Genomic DNA, 17,772 nt, shown 5'->3' with positions numbered 1-17,772 from the left:
GAATGATTCTTTTATCGAAAATCAATTAAGCCTTTTTCACAAAAAGAGAAAACCTGGTTTTTGCCAATAATTAAATGATCCAATACTCTGACATCAATCAGTTTGCACGCCTGTTGGATCTGTTCGGTAACAGCAATATCTTCTTTACTGGGCGTAGTAATGCCAGAAGGATGATTATGAGCCAAAATAATGGCAGCAGCATTATATTTTAAGGCTGATTTAATAATTTCTCGTGGATGTACTTGTGTACTGTTAATGGTTCCTTGGAATAAGGTTTCCTGTTCAATTAAATAATGTTGATTGTCTAGAAAAAGAACCATAAAAAGCTCCCTTTGTTGATTGGATAATTCTGTCTGCATATAAAGTTTGGCAAACTCGATATTATTGAATAGGGGTTGTTGTTTTATTTCTTGTGTCAGATAGCGTTTCGTCATTTCAATACAAGCTTGTAACTGAATGTATTGTGTTATACCTAGCCCTTTGACTTCACAGAAATTTTCTTTTGAAGCAGCTAATAATTCTCGTAGAGATCCGAAATGATGTAGGCTGTTTTCAGCCAATGTCATAACTGAACAGTTTTTAAAACCGGTGCGTAAAAAAATAGCTAATAATTCTTGATCGCTTAATTTATCGGCGCCTTGTTGTAAAAGTTTTTCACGTGGCATTAACCTTGTCATTGCTTGTATCTCATTTATTGCAAATAGTGTTATTTTAATCATTCGTATATTGATAATTGTGACAAGATTCCATTTTTACGATCAGGATCGGAAAATATAAAATTTTTTCAGTGAAAATAGGCGGTGCTTAATTTGGCAGGGTGACAAATATTCAGTAAAATGATGTATCTTTCATTTTGATGTTCTAAGGCGTTCAATTAATGAATTCATCTCTTCAACATAAACGAATTTTACTTGGCATTACCGGAGGTATTGCAGCATATAAAGCTATTGAGTTGATTCGTTTATTGCGTAAACAGGGGGCGGAAGTTCGTGTAGTATTGACCGATGCTGCTACTCATTTTGTTTCTCCACTGACATTACAAGCGATTTCTACTAATCCAGTGTCACATTCATTGTTTGATCCGCAAGCAGAATTAGCGATGGGGCATATTGAACTGGCAAAATGGGCAGATTATGTTGTGATTGCTCCAGCAACGGCGGATTTTATTGCCCGTTTTAATTTGGGGTTAGCAAATGATCTGTTAACAACGCTCTGTTTAGCGACCGCAGTACCAATTGCGATTGCACCTGCAATGAATCAACAGATGTATGCACAAGCAGTTCTTCAACAACATTTGCATAGTTTACGGCAGCGTGGTGTGTTGATTATTGGACCGGACAGTGGTGTGCAGGCGTGTGGTGACGTTGGAGCAGGCAGGATGTCTGAACCACAGAAAATTGTTGAAGTATTAGCACAGCAGTTTTTCACTGAGCAACCGTTGCAATGGATCAAAGTAGTGATTACTGCCGGCCCAACTCAAGAGCCGATTGATCCGGTGCGTTATATTTCCAATTATAGTTCTGGGAAAATGGGGTATGCGATTGCTGAAGCTTTTGCCAAACAAGGTGCAGAAGTGACATTAATCAGTGGGCCAGTGAATTTGGCTGCACCGAATGGCGTGAATGTAGTTTGGATAAAAACAGCGGTAGAAATGTGGCAGAAATCAATGCAGGCAGCAGTGTTGAATGATATTTTTATCGGTTGTGCAGCTGTTGCGGATTATCGTGTAGCTGAAATTGCTACGCAAAAAATTAAAAAATCGTGCGAAGAATTGACACTAAAATTGGTGAAAAATCCAGATATTATTGCTGATGTTGGTCATCTTAAACAGCAACGTCCATTTACGGTTGGTTTTGCCGCAGAAACGCAAGATGTTGAAAATTATGCAAAAGATAAATTGGTGCGTAAAAATTTAGATTTAATTTGTGCTAATGATGTTTCAATCGCTGGGCAAGGTTTTAGCAGTGATAATAATGCATTGCAACTTTTCTGGCGACAAGGTAGTTTATCGTTGTCGCTAGCCCATAAAAGCGAATTGGCACAACAGCTAGTACAACATATTATGCAACTTTATCAAGCAGAGAAGAAAAATAATGAAGAAAATTGATGTTAAGATTCTTGATAGCCGTTTGGGCAATGAATTTCCGTTACCGACTTATGCTACTGAAGGAGCTGCTGGTCTTGATTTACGAGCTTTGGCTCAAGAAAAAATTGTGTTACAACCTGGTGAAACACAGTTAATTCCGACCGGATTGTCCATTTATATCGGAGATCCAAATTTAGCGGCGGTGATTTTACCTCGTTCCGGATTAGGACATAAGCACGGCATTGTATTGGGGAATTTGGTTGGGTTAATTGACTCAGATTACCAAGGGCCGTTAATGATCTCTGCGTGGAATCGGAGTCAACAACCTTTTACGATAGAAGTTGGAGATCGTATTGCACAGCTTGTGTTTGTGCCTGTTGTACAAGCTGAATTTAACATTGTGATTGATTTTGAGCAGACAGAAAGAGGCAGCGGTGGATTTGGTCATACAGGAAAATAAACCGAAGAAAAAGGTTGAAAAACGTTCTATAGAAGCACGTCGCCAGCAAGTATTAGCGATTGTGACGCATTTACTGCATTCAGATCAAGGAATGGAACGGATTACTACGGCAAAATTAGCAGAAGCGGTTGGTGTATCGGAAGCGGCGTTATATCGTTATTTTCCGAGCAAAACAAAAATTTTTGAAGCATTGATTGAACAGATTGAAACAGTACTGTTACAGAGAATTACACAATCAATGAAAATGCAGACGGATACTAAATTACGAGTACACGATATTTTGCAAATGGTGTTGACCTTTGCTCAGAAAAATCCGGGATTAACTCGGATTTTAACTGGGCATGCATTGATGTTTGAAGATAAATCGTTGCAAATGCGAGTGGCGACTTTTTTTGATCGTTTAGAATTGCAATTAGTTAATGTATTACAAATGCGAAAATTGCGTGAGGGCAGAGGTTTTAAAATGGATGAACGTGCTATTGCCGGTTATTTGGTATTATTATGTGAGGGGCAATTTATGCGTTATGTGCGTTCTAACTTTAGGCATTTGTCAAGTCAGGATTTTGAAACGCAGTGGAAGTTAGTTGAATCGATTTTTGATTAATTATGATTATTCCTTGGCAACAATTAAGTGAAACGGCACTGCATAATATTACGCAGAGTTTTATTTTACGTGAAGGTACGGATTATGGCGCAAGAGAGTTGACGCTAGCAGAAAAAGAAGCTCGTTTGCTAAAACAGATTAAGTCGGGGGAAGTGGTGATTGTTTGGTCTGAACTGCATCAAACGCTTGATTTGAAATTGAAACGGGAATTTTTAACACAGCATAAATGAAATATGCTATAACATTATAATTTTGTCATTTTAGTAATTTGTATAGGTGTTGGTGGCAGTATGGATATGAAAGAAGAAATAGAAGTACAACAAGAAGAAACAACAACGGATCCTACGTTGGAGTGGTTTTTATCACATTGTCATATTCATAAATATCCAGCGAAAAGCACCTTAATTAATGCTGGTGAAAAAGCTGAAACGCTCTATTATTTAATTAAAGGTTCTATTGCGGTTTCAGTCAAAGATGATGAAGGCAAAGAGATGATTTTGTCTTATTTGAGCCAAGGAGATTTTTTTGGTGAGCTTGGTCTATTTGAAGATGTAAAAGTGCGCAGTGCGTGGGTTAAAGCGAAAACAACCTGCGAAGTGGCTGAAATTTCTTATAAAAAGTTTCGTCAACTGATTCAGGTTAATCCTGAAATTTTGATGTATTTGACCTCGCAATTAGCACGTCGCTTGCAAAACACTTCAAAGCAGGTGAGTAATTTGGCTTTTCTTGATGTTACTGGTCGTATCGCACAAACATTATTGCATTTAGCGAGAATGCCGGATGCAATGACACATCCGGAAGGGATGCAGATTAAAATTACTCGCCAGGAAATTGGACAAATGGTTGGTTGTTCTCGTGAAACGGTAGGTAGAATTTTAAAAATGCTGGAAGACCAAGGCTTGATTTCTGCACATGGTAAAACTATTGTTGTTTATGGAACTAGATAAGTTTTATAAGGCGAAAGAAAATGAAAAAAGATGAAATTGGGCATAATTTTTTAGCTCGTTTAGGCAAAACGCGTTTACGTCCGGGTGGTAAAAAAGGGACAGATTGGCTAATTGCAAACGGTGATTTCAATAAAGATAAAAAAGTGTTGGAGGTCGCCTGCAATATGGGGACGACAGCAATAGGTATAGCTGAGCGGTTCGGTTGTCATATTGAAGGTGTGGATTTGGATGAGCAGGCGTTAGCAAAGGCACAGAAGAATATTAGTGAAGCAAAATTGGATGATTTAATTCACGTACAGCGTGCCAATGCAATGAAATTGCCGTTTGCAGATAATTCATTCGATATTGTAATTAATGAAGCAATGTTAACAATGTTGCCGTTAGAAGCAAAACGTAAAGCGGTAACGGAATATTTCCGAGTATTAAAACCGGGTGGTTTTTTATTAACTCACGATGTAATGTTGTTGGAACATAATGAAGAGCAAATTTTAGCAACTTTACGTGAGGTGATTAATATTAGTATCACACCATTAACCAAAGAAGGGTGGAAAGATTTGTTTAAACAGGTAGGTTTCAGTAATGTTGATACCTATTCTGGCGAGATGACATTGTTATCACCTAAAGGAATGCTCTATGACGAAGGTGTACTGGGAACATTAAAACTTGTGCGGAATGCGTTGCGTTCTGAAAATCGAGAAACTTTTAAGAAAATGTTCAGTTTTTTTAATGATCCACAAAACAAAATGCACTTTATTGCAGTTTGTAGTCAAAAATAACAAAGTAATGGGTAGATCAAAATCTCCCCATTTTTATGTAGTTATTTTTTATTTAAGTTTAACACTTCAACCAGATTTTTACTTTTCATTCGCCATTGCACATTAATGTCCCAAAGCGTCATTCCATATATCCGTTCGGAAAGTTGTTTGCGTTGATATGCCGGACGTGGATCTTGTTGTAAAACCTCTTGGATTAATGGCAATAAATCGGGGTAAATGACACTAAATACAGTTAATTGCTGTTGAGCTAAAGAAGTAAATTCAACTTGTAATTGGGGAGTTGGCTTTTGTTGGGCAAAGCCAGAATCAGCATCAGGTTGGCTATCAGCATAGGCAATATAAGGCTTAATATCAAAAATCGGTGTGCCATTAACTAAATCAACACTGCCTAAATGTAATAAAATGTGTTGTGCGTGAATCTCAACTCGCTCCAATTTTACTTTGGATAAACCAAGCGAATTTGGGCGATGTGTTGATCGAGAAGCAAAAACACCAATGCGTTCATTACCACCTAAGCGAGGTGGACGTACAGTTGGTGACCATTTATCAGTGGTAATGCGATCAAATTGGAAAATCAACCATAAATGTGAAAATTGCTCAATGCCACGAACAGCTTCCGGCACATTATAAGGAGGAAGTAATTGCAAAATACCTTTACCGTGTGGTGCTAGTTCAGGTTGTCTTGGAACAGAAAATTTTTCACTATAGGGCGTATAAATAGTAGCAATTGGTTGTAAGGTAATACTCATATTTGTGTTATGCCAATAAATAAGTAGTTACAATTAAAGGAATTCAGGTAAAATTATCAACTTGTTTAAGAAATAAGAGATGATTATAAAATAAATTTAGAGAAATAATGGAATCAAATAAATGCAAAATGTGGTTTGAAACCGCAAGACCGAAAACGTTGCCATTGGCAATCGCTTCAATTGTTACTGGATCGGCATTGGCATATTACTATCATCAATTTGATGCTACTATTGCTTTATTGGCATTGATTACTGCAACTTTATTGCAGATTGTGTCCAATTTTGCCAATGATTATGGCGATCATATAAAAGGTTCAGATACCATAGAACGAATTGGACCATTACGTGGGATTCAACAAGGAGCAATTACATTTTCCCAATTGCGGTTAGGATTAATTCTAGTCACATTTGCCAGTATGATTTCCGGTGTGGCATTGATTGCAGTAGCTTGCCAAACGTGGAATGATGTGTTGGCATTTATAGTGTTGGGTATTTTGGCGATTATTGCTTCCATTACTTACACCGTTGGTAAAAAACCTTATGGTTATATGGGATTAGGTGATGTATCTGTCTTCATCTTCTTTGGATTGCTCGGTGTGTGCGGTACTTTTTATTTGCAATCACATCTTTTAAATTGGGCAATGATATTGCCGGCAATGATGTCTGGACTTTTAGCTGTTGCTGTTTTAAATATCAATAACTTACGAGATATTGAGCAAGATAGAAAATCTGGGAAAAATACCCTAATTGTGAGAATCGGTGCTGTTGCGGGGCGTTATTATCATATTAGTCTGATTTTTTTGGCTGCATTGTTTGCATTGCTGTTTGCACTTTATCATTTTCAACACTGGTATAGTTTTATTTTTATTTTAGTGTTCCCACTATTAGCTAAACACGCTGTTTTTGTGATGAATCATCAAGATGCTCTGCAATTACGTCCAATGCTTGCACAAATGGCTAAATTAGCACTATTATTTAATATTATTTTTAGTTTAGGACTTTGTTTGGGATAATCCCGGTTCATTTTGAAAAAAGGAAAATGCGATGAGAATTGACACATCAGAACTTTGCGATATTTACTTGGATCAAGTTGATGTTGTAGACCCGATTTTTTCTAGCTTTGGAGGCGTTTCAGCTTTTTCAGGAAAAATTACAACCATTAAATGCTTTGAAAGTAATGGTTTAATCTCTGAGATGTTGGAAGAAGAAGGGCAGGGACGAGTGTTATTAATCGATGGTGGTGGTGCGGTACGTCGAGCGTTGATTGATGCTGAATTGGCTCAATTAGCCGCAGATAACGGCTGGGAAGGTATTATTGTTTATGGTGCAGTACGTCAAATTGACCAGTTGGAAAACATCAATATCGGTATTCAGGCATTGGCTCCTATTCCGGTTTCTGCAGATGAACAGACTAGTGGTGAAGTGGATGTTCCTGTTAACTTTGGTGGCGTTTCTTTCTTACCGGAAGATTTTGTATATGCGGATTTAACCGGAATTATTCTTTCTCCGGAGCAATTAGATCTTTCTGAAGCAGAATAATCCAATTTCGATTTTTATTTTGTCAAAAAAGCCTTATCTATGATCTGCACCCCTAAAGTTGGACTTATTATCCAACAATAGAGGTGCAGATTTTTTATGACCAAATATAACTAAAACTTTAAACAACAAGTTGTAGATTTCTACTTTCAACACGACAAAAGTCTTTCTTTAACCAGTCTACATTTCATTTCATTAATTTTGAGTTGAATCAATATCTTATATTATTTGTTAGAAGGGCATATTTTACTTTATTGAGTTGATCATAATGATAAATATAATTACCCATATTTATAATAAGTATTTAATTAAATGTGGGAGATTGAAGTGAAACTCAATAAAAAACTTTTTTTCGTCGGTTTAATAGGTGTGATATTAGGTGGTGTAATTTTAGCTGTTACACAATATGTGATGAAACAAACAAGCACAACAGAATTTTGTGTGAGTTGCCATTCTATGGAAATTCCAAAGGAAGAATGGGAGGGCAGTGTACATTTTTCCAACCGTAAAGGTATTAGGGCGGAATGTTCAGATTGTCATATTCCGCAAGATTCCGCATTTCATTATGTGAAAACTAAGGTGATGGCATTAAAAGATGTGTGGAATACCCTTGTGGTCGATAAATTACCAGACCAGGAATCCTATGAAGCACACCGCCTCGCGATGGCTAAATCGGTTTGGGAAGATATGAAAGCTAGTGATTCGGCAACCTGTAAAAGCTGTCATAGTATGGAAGCAATGGAGCTTTCAGAGCAATCAGAAGCAGCACAGAAAATGCATAAAATAGCACAGGAAACCAACCAAACGTGCATTGATTGCCATAAAGGGATAGTACATTTTATGCCTGAGATGGAAATTGATAATCAAGAAGCCAGTGGTGAATTAAGTAAACACGGTGGTGAATTTAGTCCGCAGGATAAAACTTTATATAGCCTTGCGATGAGTAATGCTAATATTGTTGACGGAGGCAGTATTCGCCTAATGCCTTATGCGGAATTAACCGATTGGAAAGCCACGGCTGATCAAGTTTCAGTAACGCTCACAGGCTGGCAACAAGCCGGGGCAGAAAGCATTCTTTATATGGATTTAGGTAAACGCATTATGGTGGCGTTATTGGAAGATGTGCCTCAAGATAAAATGCAGGTATTACGGACCGTTTATGATGAAGTTACCGCTTCAGATTGGAAGGAAGTCCGTTTGCAAATTAATGCACCGAAATCTATTTTAACGGCAAATTTAACCGCACTTAATCAATTTGGTAAAAATCTAAATGAAACCTATTGTAGTGGTTGTCACGCTGCAATTGGAGCAGATCATTACACCGCAAATCAATGGATTGGTGTGGTGAATTCAATGAAAAATCGCACATCAATGTCAGCAGATGATGTCCGCACACTCACGATTTATTTACAACGTAATAGTAAGGATAAAGTGGGCGCATCACATTAACAGTTTCCATTTGGAATATGGCTAAAATTATTTAGCACAGGTTTGACTCCGAGCTTGTGATCCTAAGTCGAAAGATATGGAAGCAATGCCTGCAACTTGATTGCACAATGGTATGGTTAGAAATGATTATGCCACTCGTTTTAGAAAGGTGTCGCAACTTTAATATTCACGTTATATTTCCAAGTTAAAATTTTTATTGTATATGGAACGTGAAAAATCATTTGACGAGGTTCAATATGAGAAAACAAAACAAAATCAATGTAAGCCGTCGTGATTTTATTAAAAATTCTTCTTTAGGGATGGCTGGAGTATCATTAACCGGTAGTACAGTAGGGACACTTTTTTCCAATTCAGCATTGGCTGCAGAACAATCTACAGTAGTAACAGCGGCACACTGGGGGCCTTTAGGCGTGGTTGTGGAAGAGGGGAAAGTGGTGAAGTCAGGCCCTGCGATTCCTGCACCGCTAACCAATGAATTGCAATCTGTGGTTGCCGATCAGCTTTATAGCGAAACCCGTGTTAAATATCCAATGGTGCGTAAGGGCTATTTAGAAGGCAACAAAGATACCACCTTGCGTGGACGTGATGAATGGGTACGCGTATCTTGGGAACAGGCGTTTGATCTTGTGGCAAAAGAGATGAAACGGGTGAGAGATAGCTACGGTGCAACAGGGATTTATGCTGGATCTTATGGTTGGTATAGCTCAGGCTCACTACACGCAGCACGCACCTTGCTACATCGTTACCTTAATGTAACGGGTGGTTTTGTTGGCTCAAAAGGGGATTATTCAACTGGGGCAGCACAAGTGATTATGCCGCACATTTTAGGCACAATTGAAGTTTATGAGCAACAAACCAGCTGGGAAACCATTTTAGAAAGTTCTGAGATTGTGGTGTTATGGTCGGCAAATCCACTCACAACCTTACGCATTGCGTGGACATCTACGGATCAAGAAGGCTTAGCCTATTTCAAAAAATTAAAAGAGAGCGGCAAACGCATTATTTGCATTGATCCTGTGCGTAGCGAAAGTTGCGAATTTTTAGGCGCAGACTGGATCCCGATTAATACGGCAACTGACGTGCCACTAATGCTAGGGATTGCACATACCTTGGTGACTGAAGACAAGCACGACAAAACCTTCTTGAAAAAATACACTTCAGGCTATGATAAATTTGAAGAATATTTATTAGGCAAAACAGATGGGCAGCCAAAAGATGCCACCTGGGCGAGTAAATTAACTGGCGTACCAGTGGAGATGATTAAACAACTTGCCAATGATTTTGTGACTAAACGCACAATGTTAATGGGCGGTTGGGGAATGCAACGTCAACGCCATGGTGAGCAAAGCCACTGGATGATGGTAACGCTAGCTTCTATGCTCGGGCAAATTGGTTTACCAGGCGGTGGTTTCGGCTTTAGTTATCACTATGCCAATGGTGGCGTACCAACCGCAACAGGCGGAATTTTAGGTTCGATCACCGCAAATCCAGCCGTACAAGCAGGGGAAAAAACGTGGCTTGATGAAACCTCAAAAATGGCATTTCCTGTGGCACGGGTTGCAGATGCTTTACTTAACCCCGGCAAAACGATTCAATATAATGGCACGGAAATTACCTATCCTGATATTAAATTAGTTTATTGGGCAGGTGGTAATCCATTTGTGCATCATCAAGATACCAATACCTTAGTGAAAGCCTTCCATAAGCCAGATACCTTTATTGTGAATGAAGTAAACTGGACGCCAACGGCACGAATGGCAGATATTGTATTGCCTGTAACCACAAGTTATGAGCGTAACGACTTAACAATGTCAGGCGATTATTCAATGATGAATATCTACCCAATGAAACAAGTTGTGCCACCGCAATTTGAAGCAAAAAGTGATTATGACATCTTCACCGAAAATAAATCAGAGATGGATTGGCTAAAAGGTTTCTACCAAACCGCATTTGATGCGGCACGCAAAAACCGTGTATTAATGCCTAAATTTGAGAAATTCTGGCAAGAAAATAAACCGATTACTTTCAAAGCCAATGAAAAAGCGAAAAAATGGGTGCGTTATGAAGAGTTCCGCAATGATCCATTGTTGAATCCATTGGGTACACCATCAGGTAAAATTGAAATTTATTCTGATGTGGTAGCCAAAATGAATTATGATGATTGCAAAGGCTATCCAAGCTGGATGGAACCGGCAGAATTTGCTGGCAACACCACCGCAGAAGCACCTTTAGCTTTAGTTACGCCACACCCATATTACCGCTTGCACAGCCAGCTTGCACACACTTCATTGCGTCAAAAATATGCCGTTAATGATCGTGAACCCGTATTAATTCACAAAGATGATGCGGCGGCACGTGGTATTGTTGATGGTGATATTGTGCGAATTTTCAATTCACGTGGACAAGTGCTTGCTGGGGCAGTGGTTACTGATGGAATTATCAAAGGCACAGTAGCCTTGCACGAAGGGGCTTGGTACGATCCAGCAGACCTTGGACAATCTGATAAACCATTATGTAAAAACGGTTGTCCGAATGTGCTAACTCGTGATGAAGGTACGTCAAAACTCGCTCAGGGTAACTCGCCAAATACTTGTATTGTTCAGGTAGAAAAATTCATCGGTGAAGCCCCTGCGGTTACGGTGTTTCAACAGCCTAAAATGGTTGGTTAAGACCTAGAAGTAAATAATCCGCACAAAAATGTGCGGATTATTTATATAGATATTAGGAGAATATATGCTCAAAATAACTCATTTGGATCATTTGGTATTAACTGTTAAAGATATTGATATCTCAGTGGCGTTTTATCAAAAATTGGGAATGAAAAAGCAGATATTTTTAGGAGGAAGGGTAGCATTACAATTTGGACAACAAAAAATTAATTTACATCAATTAGGAAAAGAATTTGAGCCAAAGGCTAAGCTCGTGCAAGCTGGAAGTGCGGATCTTTGTTTTATTGTATCTGAACCGTTAGAACAAGTGCTGAGTTATTTAAAAGAGCAGAATTTAAGCATCGAAGCTGGTATTGTGGAGCGTACAGGTGCGGTTGGAAAAATTCATTCTGTTTATTTGCGTGATCCTGATGGTAATTTAATTGAGTTGTCAAATTATCAAGAGAATATAGAGAAATAATGCCTACGGAAAGTAGGCATTTTGAGATTATTCGCTAACTTCTTTAATCTTCAATGGTGGATGTGTGATACGAGTTACTAGTAACTGGTCTATTTTATAGTGGTCAATATCGACAACTTCAAATTTAAATCCTTCAAATTCGACTGCATCCGCCGGACGAGGAATTTTTCTTAAACGATACATCATAAATCCAGCGATGGTTTCGTAATTTTCCCATTCAGGAAAATCGATATTAATGGATAAAGCGTGTTTTACATTCTCAATTGGCGTTGATCCTTCAATTAACCACGAGTTTTCATCACGTTTAATGATTTGTTGATCCTGCTCAATAGGAGCAACCCAGTCTCCCATTACCGTCATCATAATATCTGATAATGTAATAACCCCGACGACTAATGCATATTCGTTCATTACTACAGCAAATTTCTCTTTAGTTGCACGGAAACGGTCTAATAGTTCTGATAAAGTTAAGGTATCTGGAATAATCAAAACATTGCGAATAGTTGATTCATTAAGTTGGATCATTGATTGATTATTTAAAATTTTTACCAAAATATCTTTGGTATCGACATAACCAATGACTTGATCAATATTTTCGTTACAAACCAAAAATTTGGAATATGGATAATCAGCAATTTTTTGACGAATACTTTGTTCAGATTCTTTTAAGGTGAAATAGACCACATTTTCTCGAGTGGTCATACTGGACGGCACGGTACGCTCTTCCAACTCAAACACATTTTCAATGAAATGATGTTCCTGCTGTTGTAATACTCCTGCCTGTGCTCCTGCATCTACAACCGCAGAAATATCATCGAAAGTGATGTTATCTTCACGGTTAATATTCATTTTGAAAAGACGAAAAATAGTATTAGCAATAGAATTGATGATCCAAGTAAAAGGCTTACAGATCAGAATAAAAATATTGATTGGGTGAATCAATGTTACTGCAATTTTTTCTGGTGCAATCATTGCCATACGTTTAGGCATTAAATCGGCAAAGATGATAAAGAGAGAAGTTACCAATGAAAATGATAAGGTAAATCCGATTGTTTCCGCCCATTCTCCCTGATAAAACTCTTCAACTAAGCTGACAAAATAGGGGCGAAATGCAGACTCCCCTAAGATACCTCCTAAAATAGCAACCGCATTTAAACCAATTTGTGAGGCGGCAAAAAAATCAGCTGAATTTTCTTGTAAAAACAATACTTTATTTGCTCGTTCATCGCCACTTTCCGCAATAAGCTTTAATTTGATTTTGCGTGCACCTGCAATCGAAATTTCTGAAATGGAAAGAAAACTTGAAGCGGCAATTAAAGCAACAATAACAATAAGATTTTGAAAAATAGTCACAAAACACCTATCAACATTTAAATATTTACTTACCAAAACCAAGCTATTGTACTAGAAAAAGATAGAGATCGGCTAATTTCATCAATTTTATTTATCAAAAGAATAAAGAATATCGTTAAGCAAAGTGGTTATTTTAAGCAGTAAAAGAAATACACCATATTGGGTAATTGTTTTTGTGAGCAGTAAACCTTACTATTTTAGTCAGATATTGCCCTTATAACCTCTGAGGAGAGATTTATGACAGCAGCGTCTCAACAAAATTATTTTTCTGATTCAGATGTGCAAAAATGGCGTACGGCAGATTATCACGAAGTGATTTCTTTTGTGGAAAACGGTTATCACCAACGTCATCGTCAACAGTTGCCGGAGTTAATTAAATTGGCGCAAACCGTTGAACAGGTTCACGCCGACAGTCCGAATTGCCCGGCAGGCAGTTCGTCTATTTTAGATAAAATTTATCAAGATCTTGATATGCATATGCGGAAAGAGGAGCAGATTCTGTTCCAAATGATTAAAGCCGGTCAATATGCAATGGCAAGAATGCCGATTCAAGTAATGTTGGCGGAACACGATGAAGCGGAAGAAGATGTGAGAACATTATTAACTTTAACGCGTAATTTAACGCTTCCTAAGGGAGCTTGTGGCACTTGGCAAGCGCTTTACAGCGGTATTGAGAAATTTATTGCCGATCTTCACGAGCATATTTATTTCGAAAATGAGATTTTCTTCCCAAGAGTATGTAGTGAAAAATAAAAAGAAACCTGTTTCTATAAAGAAACAGGTTTTTTATGATTTAGAGTAGATTTTTACGCCGTAATTCTTTAGTAATTCGGATTGCAGTTTCGGTTTCACAACCTGTGTACTCTGCAATTTCACGGTTTGTCCAATTATATTCAGGGAAGTTTTCATTAAGAAAACAGATGCTATCAATAATTCTATCTAAACTTTTTAGATAAGCACTTTTTGCTAGCCTACTCTCAGCATCTCTTAGTTCATTTGCCAGTATTTGAAATAGCATATGGACAGTATGGGGATTTTCTAAAAAAAAGTTATCTAAATCTTGAGGTGTAATCCTAATAATTTCAGATTTTTTTAAGATCCTTGCACTACAGTGGTATGTACCATCGCCAAAGAGCGTTCTAAAACCGAAATAATCGCCTTGTTTATAAATTCTAACTAAGCTTTCTTTGCCGTTCTCTAGCATGTGATATAGACCAACTAACCCTTTTTCAACAAAATAAAATTCGTGTGATGAATCGCCTTGAAGATAAAGTACTGTGCCTTTTGGTACTGTATGTAAAGGGGTACATTGACAACACTTCAAGTCATAAGGAGATAATATTTGATTCATTGTGTGTTCTATGCCTATAGTCATTAATAACGAGTGATGCAGCGCCTTTTATGCCGGCAGAATCAAGTAATTGACAGCGTTTCATTTGGATTTTCTCTAAAGATGCAGATAATGCATAACGAGTTAGATATATTTTTACTTTTTGTATGATCAAATCTGCTGATTTAGAAACGCCTCCAGCTAAAATCACGAGTTCTGGATCAACTGTATTTAACAATACTCCCAATCCATAGGCTAAATATTTGCAGAAATTCTCTATTACTTCAATCGCAATTTCATCATTTTTATTGTAAAAATCAAATATATGGCTGACTTCTAAGTCAGATAAGTGATGATAGAATTGTTCACTCAACATTCCTACTTTCTTTTCAAGTATCAGTCTTTTAGTTTCTCTAAGAATTCCAGTGGCAGAGGCATAAGTTTCAAGACATCCGGTTAAACCACAACCACATTTTAATCCTTTTTCATTAACCACAATATGACCAAACTCACCGGCACAACCATTTACTCCAGATAAGATTTTTTGATCAATAATGATACCGGCGGACAACCCCGTACCAATAGATATGACAATAATATTATTAAAGCCCCGACCACTACCGAATAATAATTCTCCTAAAGCGATATTATTCACGTCTTTTTCGACTTTCACGAATTTTTGAGAAATATCTTCCATTAATTGTTTAGCGTTAAAGTTATCTCCCCAAGAGAAGTTTGAGGCGCGCGAGATAATTGCCTGATTTACGACTAAACCGGGAATGCCTAAACCTATACCGAGTAGCTGATCAGTAGAGATATTCAATGCATTTGCCATATCTTGTACTGTCTGCCAAATACGAGCAAATGTTTGTTGTGCACCTTGTATGGATAGTGTTTTGATAGCGCGTTCAATGAGGATATTACAATGATTATCCACAATACCGATTTTAGTATTAGTGCCTCCAATATCAATACCAACATAATATTCCATAAGATGATTCTGTTTCATAAAGTTTTTCTACTATGTGAGAAAGTTAATAATGATTTGAGTATAAAAAGCAATGGAGCCAAATAATTATGATAATTATCATAAACTTATTGTGAGATACTTCACAAATTTTTATAGGGTATTATATTGTGAATGGTTATATATTTATAACTTATCAATATGATGATGATCATAAAGTTATTGTGTAAAGCTCATTCATAATAAAGAAAAATTATTAGGATGGAATATGACTTTACCGATTATTATTACATTAGTCGTATGTGGATTTTTGTCTAATCTGATGTCTGCCTTATTTGGAATTGGCGGCGGCGTTTTGATGGTACCAGTGTTGCATACGATGTTCCCAGAGATGCCTTTGCAGATGGTTGCGGCGACTTCTTTAACGATTGTAATGGGAACTTCAGTGATCAATTTAATCTATTTTATTAAACAAAAAATTCAGATTGATAAAAAAAAGATGATTTTTTGGTCATTGGCTATGATTGTAGGGGTGCAGCTTGGCTTCTACCTTAGTTTTGATGTGTCAGATTTCGTCATTGTGACTATTTTTGTTGTAACTTTAGTGTTATTAGCACTTAAAACCCTGTTGGATATAAAAGGAGACAGAAAAAAACGTGAGCAAAGTAACGATACATTGCCAGGTATTTTAGCTTGCTTTTTAGGTGGGGGAATAGCAGGTATCACAGGTATTGGCGGTGGATCTATTATGTCGCCTTTGATTGCTCAATTGCCAAGTATCAATATTAGACAAATCGCAGTATATACAAATTATATGATGGTAATTGGAGGTATTGGTAATTTGTATGGCTATTTATCTAAATCGCCAGGTATTATTATCCCTCATTCATGGCAAGTTGGTTATGTGAATTTTAGTATTGTTGTAATTGTTGTGCTTAGCTCATTTGTAATGAGTTTCTTCTCTATGAAAATTCGAGGTAAATTGAAGCCTGAATTATCCCAAAAGTTATTAGGTTTAACTCTACTTCTTATCGCATCATATATGTTATTGTTACAACTCATTTAAATTTATTATGTTATTTGAGAGCTTTAATTTTATGTCGAAACAGAAAAAAATTTATTTCCATATGATGGCGAAACCCAGTAGTTTTCATTGCAATATTAAATGTGAATATTGCTTTTATTTACAAAAAGAACAGGTGTTTACGCGTCATATCAATTCAATGACGGAACAGACATTGGAAAATTACATTAAAAATTATATTGATTCATTTCCAGGTGAACGAATTGATTTTATGTGGCAAGGCGGTGAGCCAACTTTATTGGGATTAGATTTTTTTAGGAAAGTGGTTAGCCTACAATCAAAATTTGCTGGAACTAAACAAATTAGCAATAGTTTTCAAACTAACGGGATGGCTTTAAATCGGCAATGGTGCGAATTCTTTAAAGATAATAAATTTTTAATTGGGATCTCGGTTGATGGACTAGAGGAGGTGCATAATAAATATCGCATTTCTATCAATGGGCAACCTACTTTTGCTCGCGTAAAGCACGCTATTGAATTATTAAAAGCATATCAAGTTGATTTTAATACGTTAACTGTTGTAAATGATCGGAATTGGAATAAAGGAAAGGAAACCTATCAAGCATTAAAAGCATTGGGCTCGACTTTTATGCAATTTATTCCTATTGTGGAAGTTGCTAATTATTCAGCACAACGACAAGATTTTAATCCAGGTAAAAACTATCGAATGACACCATTTTCTGTTCCTGCAGAAGGATATGGGCAATTTTTATTGGATGTATTTAATGAATGGATCAAAGAGGATATAGGTCATATTTTTATTAATATGTTTGATGATTTATTAGGTCAATGGTTAGGATTTCCATCAAGAAGTTGTGTTCATCAGGAAACCTGTGGTAGAGCGATGATATTAGAGTCAAATGGTGATGTTTATAGTTGTGATCATTTTGTTTACCCCGCCTATAAAATAGGCAATGTGAATCATCAATCATTAACTCATATCGTTAATTCACCTAAACAGATAAGATTTGGTAACGCTAAATTGGAAACGTTAACAAAACAATGTCAGAAATGTGAGGTGCGGCATTTTTGTTATGGTGGATGTCCGAAACATCGTATTGTTTCTTTGAAAGGAGAACAATTTAAACAAAATTATTTATGTCCTTCATACCACTTCTTTTTCCGTCATAGTGCTCCAATAATGTCACGTATTCGGGATATTATTCGACAAGGTAGAAGTACAAGAGAGATAATGAGTATGTTATCTCGTTAACCGAAATAAAAAACAGAAAATTGTTACATAAATATATTACTTATAAAATTTACTTTTAGAATTTGTGATCTTTCTCACATATTAACTAT

At 36.9% G+C, this 17,772-nt stretch carries 19 protein-coding genes and 1 riboswitch; of the genes, 14 read left to right on the top strand and 5 right to left on the bottom strand.

What is annotated here, in order from left to right; translation table 11 throughout:
• Positions 1 to 11 precede the first annotated feature (11 nt).
• Positions 12 to 677: a RadC family protein gene (radC, locus tag P375_RS01235; protein ID WP_039133416.1), complete on the bottom strand. Its 666-nt coding sequence runs from the start codon at positions 675 to 677 to the stop codon at positions 12 to 14.
• Between the two features lie 200 nt (positions 678 to 877).
• Between radC and coaBC the strand changes: the two genes are divergently transcribed.
• From coaBC to P375_RS01205, 6 genes are read left to right on the top strand one after another with little or no spacing between them, the layout of a single operon-like run.
• Positions 878 to 2,107 (top strand): bifunctional phosphopantothenoylcysteine decarboxylase/phosphopantothenate--cysteine ligase CoaBC, encoded by a 1,230-nt coding sequence (gene coaBC, locus P375_RS01230; protein WP_039133414.1) that lies wholly within the window; start codon positions 878 to 880, stop codon positions 2,105 to 2,107.
• Positions 2,094 to 2,546, top strand: coding sequence for a dUTP diphosphatase (gene dut / locus P375_RS01225; protein ID WP_039133411.1), 453 nt, complete (start codon positions 2,094 to 2,096; stop codon positions 2,544 to 2,546). The genes coaBC and dut overlap by 14 nt, the downstream gene beginning before the upstream one ends.
• Complete coding sequence (gene slmA / locus P375_RS01220; protein WP_039133408.1) at positions 2,521 to 3,150, top strand: nucleoid occlusion factor SlmA; 630 nt, start codon at positions 2,521 to 2,523, stop codon at positions 3,148 to 3,150. Before dut ends, slmA begins: the two co-directional genes overlap by 26 nt.
• A gap of 2 nt (positions 3,151 to 3,152) precedes the next feature.
• The gene (locus P375_RS01215) at positions 3,153 to 3,380 is read left to right on the top strand and encodes a YheU family protein (RefSeq protein WP_039133405.1); all 228 of its coding nucleotides are present in this window, start codon (positions 3,153 to 3,155) and stop codon (positions 3,378 to 3,380) included.
• A gap of 60 nt (positions 3,381 to 3,440) precedes the next feature.
• The gene (gene crp / locus P375_RS01210; protein ID WP_156106928.1) at positions 3,441 to 4,097 is read left to right on the top strand and encodes a cAMP-activated global transcriptional regulator CRP; all 657 of its coding nucleotides are present in this window, start codon (positions 3,441 to 3,443) and stop codon (positions 4,095 to 4,097) included.
• A gap of 20 nt (positions 4,098 to 4,117) precedes the next feature.
• Positions 4,118 to 4,873: a class I SAM-dependent methyltransferase gene (locus P375_RS01205; protein ID WP_039133402.1), complete on the top strand. Its 756-nt coding sequence runs from the start codon at positions 4,118 to 4,120 to the stop codon at positions 4,871 to 4,873.
• A gap of 41 nt (positions 4,874 to 4,914) precedes the next feature.
• Here P375_RS01205 and tsaA read toward each other — a convergent pair whose 3' ends face one another.
• Positions 4,915 to 5,622, bottom strand: a complete 708-nt coding sequence (tsaA, locus tag P375_RS01200; protein WP_039133400.1) for a tRNA (N6-threonylcarbamoyladenosine(37)-N6)-methyltransferase TrmO — start codon at positions 5,620 to 5,622, stop codon at positions 4,915 to 4,917.
• Between the two features lie 107 nt (positions 5,623 to 5,729).
• On the opposite strand from tsaA, the gene P375_RS01195 reads away from it, so the two are divergent.
• The 5 genes from P375_RS01195 (at position 5,730) to P375_RS01175 (ending at position 11,736) form a co-directional block, all read left to right on the top strand.
• Complete coding sequence (locus P375_RS01195) at positions 5,730 to 6,635, top strand: 1,4-dihydroxy-2-naphthoate polyprenyltransferase (RefSeq protein ID WP_039133398.1); 906 nt, start codon at positions 5,730 to 5,732, stop codon at positions 6,633 to 6,635.
• Positions 6,636 to 6,666: 31 nt separating this feature from the next.
• Positions 6,667 to 7,161 carry a ribonuclease E activity regulator RraA gene (gene rraA, locus P375_RS01190; RefSeq protein ID WP_039133396.1) on the top strand — a complete coding sequence of 165 codons (495 nt, stop codon included), beginning with the start codon at positions 6,667 to 6,669 and terminating at the stop codon, positions 7,159 to 7,161.
• Positions 7,162 to 7,485: 324 nt separating this feature from the next.
• Positions 7,486 to 8,607, top strand: a complete 1,122-nt coding sequence (locus P375_RS01185; protein WP_432430737.1) for a NapC/NirT family cytochrome c — start codon at positions 7,486 to 7,488, stop codon at positions 8,605 to 8,607.
• Between the two features lie 34 nt (positions 8,608 to 8,641).
• A riboswitch (molybdenum cofactor riboswitch) is annotated at positions 8,642 to 8,774 on the top strand.
• 69 nt (positions 8,775 to 8,843) lie between these two features.
• Positions 8,844 to 11,276 (top strand): molybdopterin guanine dinucleotide-containing S/N-oxide reductase, encoded by a 2,433-nt coding sequence (locus P375_RS01180; protein WP_039133391.1) that lies wholly within the window; start codon positions 8,844 to 8,846, stop codon positions 11,274 to 11,276.
• A gap of 64 nt (positions 11,277 to 11,340) precedes the next feature.
• Positions 11,341 to 11,736: a VOC family protein gene (locus P375_RS01175; RefSeq protein ID WP_039133388.1), complete on the top strand. Its 396-nt coding sequence runs from the start codon at positions 11,341 to 11,343 to the stop codon at positions 11,734 to 11,736.
• 27 nt (positions 11,737 to 11,763) lie between these two features.
• On the opposite strand, the gene P375_RS01170 is transcribed toward P375_RS01175, so the two are convergent.
• Positions 11,764 to 13,089, bottom strand: a complete 1,326-nt coding sequence (locus P375_RS01170; protein WP_039133386.1) for a hemolysin family protein — start codon at positions 13,087 to 13,089, stop codon at positions 11,764 to 11,766.
• Positions 13,090 to 13,326: 237 nt separating this feature from the next.
• Here P375_RS01170 and P375_RS01165 point away from each other — a divergent pair, with 237 nt between their 5' ends.
• Positions 13,327 to 13,842 (top strand): hemerythrin domain-containing protein, encoded by a 516-nt coding sequence (locus P375_RS01165; RefSeq protein WP_039133382.1) that lies wholly within the window; start codon positions 13,327 to 13,329, stop codon positions 13,840 to 13,842.
• Between the two features lie 40 nt (positions 13,843 to 13,882).
• Here the strand turns inward: P375_RS01165 and P375_RS01160 are convergent, their stop codons facing one another.
• The gene (locus tag P375_RS01160) at positions 13,883 to 14,440 is read right to left on the bottom strand and encodes a Crp/Fnr family transcriptional regulator (RefSeq protein WP_013745747.1); all 558 of its coding nucleotides are present in this window, start codon (positions 14,438 to 14,440) and stop codon (positions 13,883 to 13,885) included.
• On the bottom strand, positions 14,415 to 15,428 hold the full coding sequence (locus P375_RS01155) for an ROK family protein (protein WP_245176406.1): 1,014 nt from the start codon (positions 15,426 to 15,428) through the stop codon (positions 14,415 to 14,417). Before P375_RS01155 ends, P375_RS01160 begins: the two co-directional genes overlap by 26 nt.
• Positions 15,429 to 15,654: 226 nt before the next feature.
• Here P375_RS01155 and P375_RS01150 point away from each other — a divergent pair, with 226 nt between their 5' ends.
• Together P375_RS01150 and P375_RS01145 are read left to right on the top strand one after the other, a co-directional pair.
• The gene (locus P375_RS01150; RefSeq protein ID WP_039133377.1) at positions 15,655 to 16,452 is read left to right on the top strand and encodes a sulfite exporter TauE/SafE family protein; all 798 of its coding nucleotides are present in this window, start codon (positions 15,655 to 15,657) and stop codon (positions 16,450 to 16,452) included.
• Positions 16,453 to 16,483: 31 nt separating this feature from the next.
• Entirely contained in the window at positions 16,484 to 17,683 is a 1,200-nt protein-coding gene (locus P375_RS01145; protein WP_039133374.1) for an anaerobic sulfatase maturase, read from the top strand.
• Positions 17,684 to 17,772 lie beyond the last annotated feature (89 nt).

The sequence above is a fragment of the Gallibacterium genomosp. 2 genome (assembly GCF_000771895.1).
Taxonomy (GTDB): domain Bacteria; phylum Pseudomonadota; class Gammaproteobacteria; order Enterobacterales; family Pasteurellaceae; genus Gallibacterium.
Note: the sequence above shows the minus strand (reverse complement) of the source record. Positions and strands in the feature narration are given on the sequence as shown.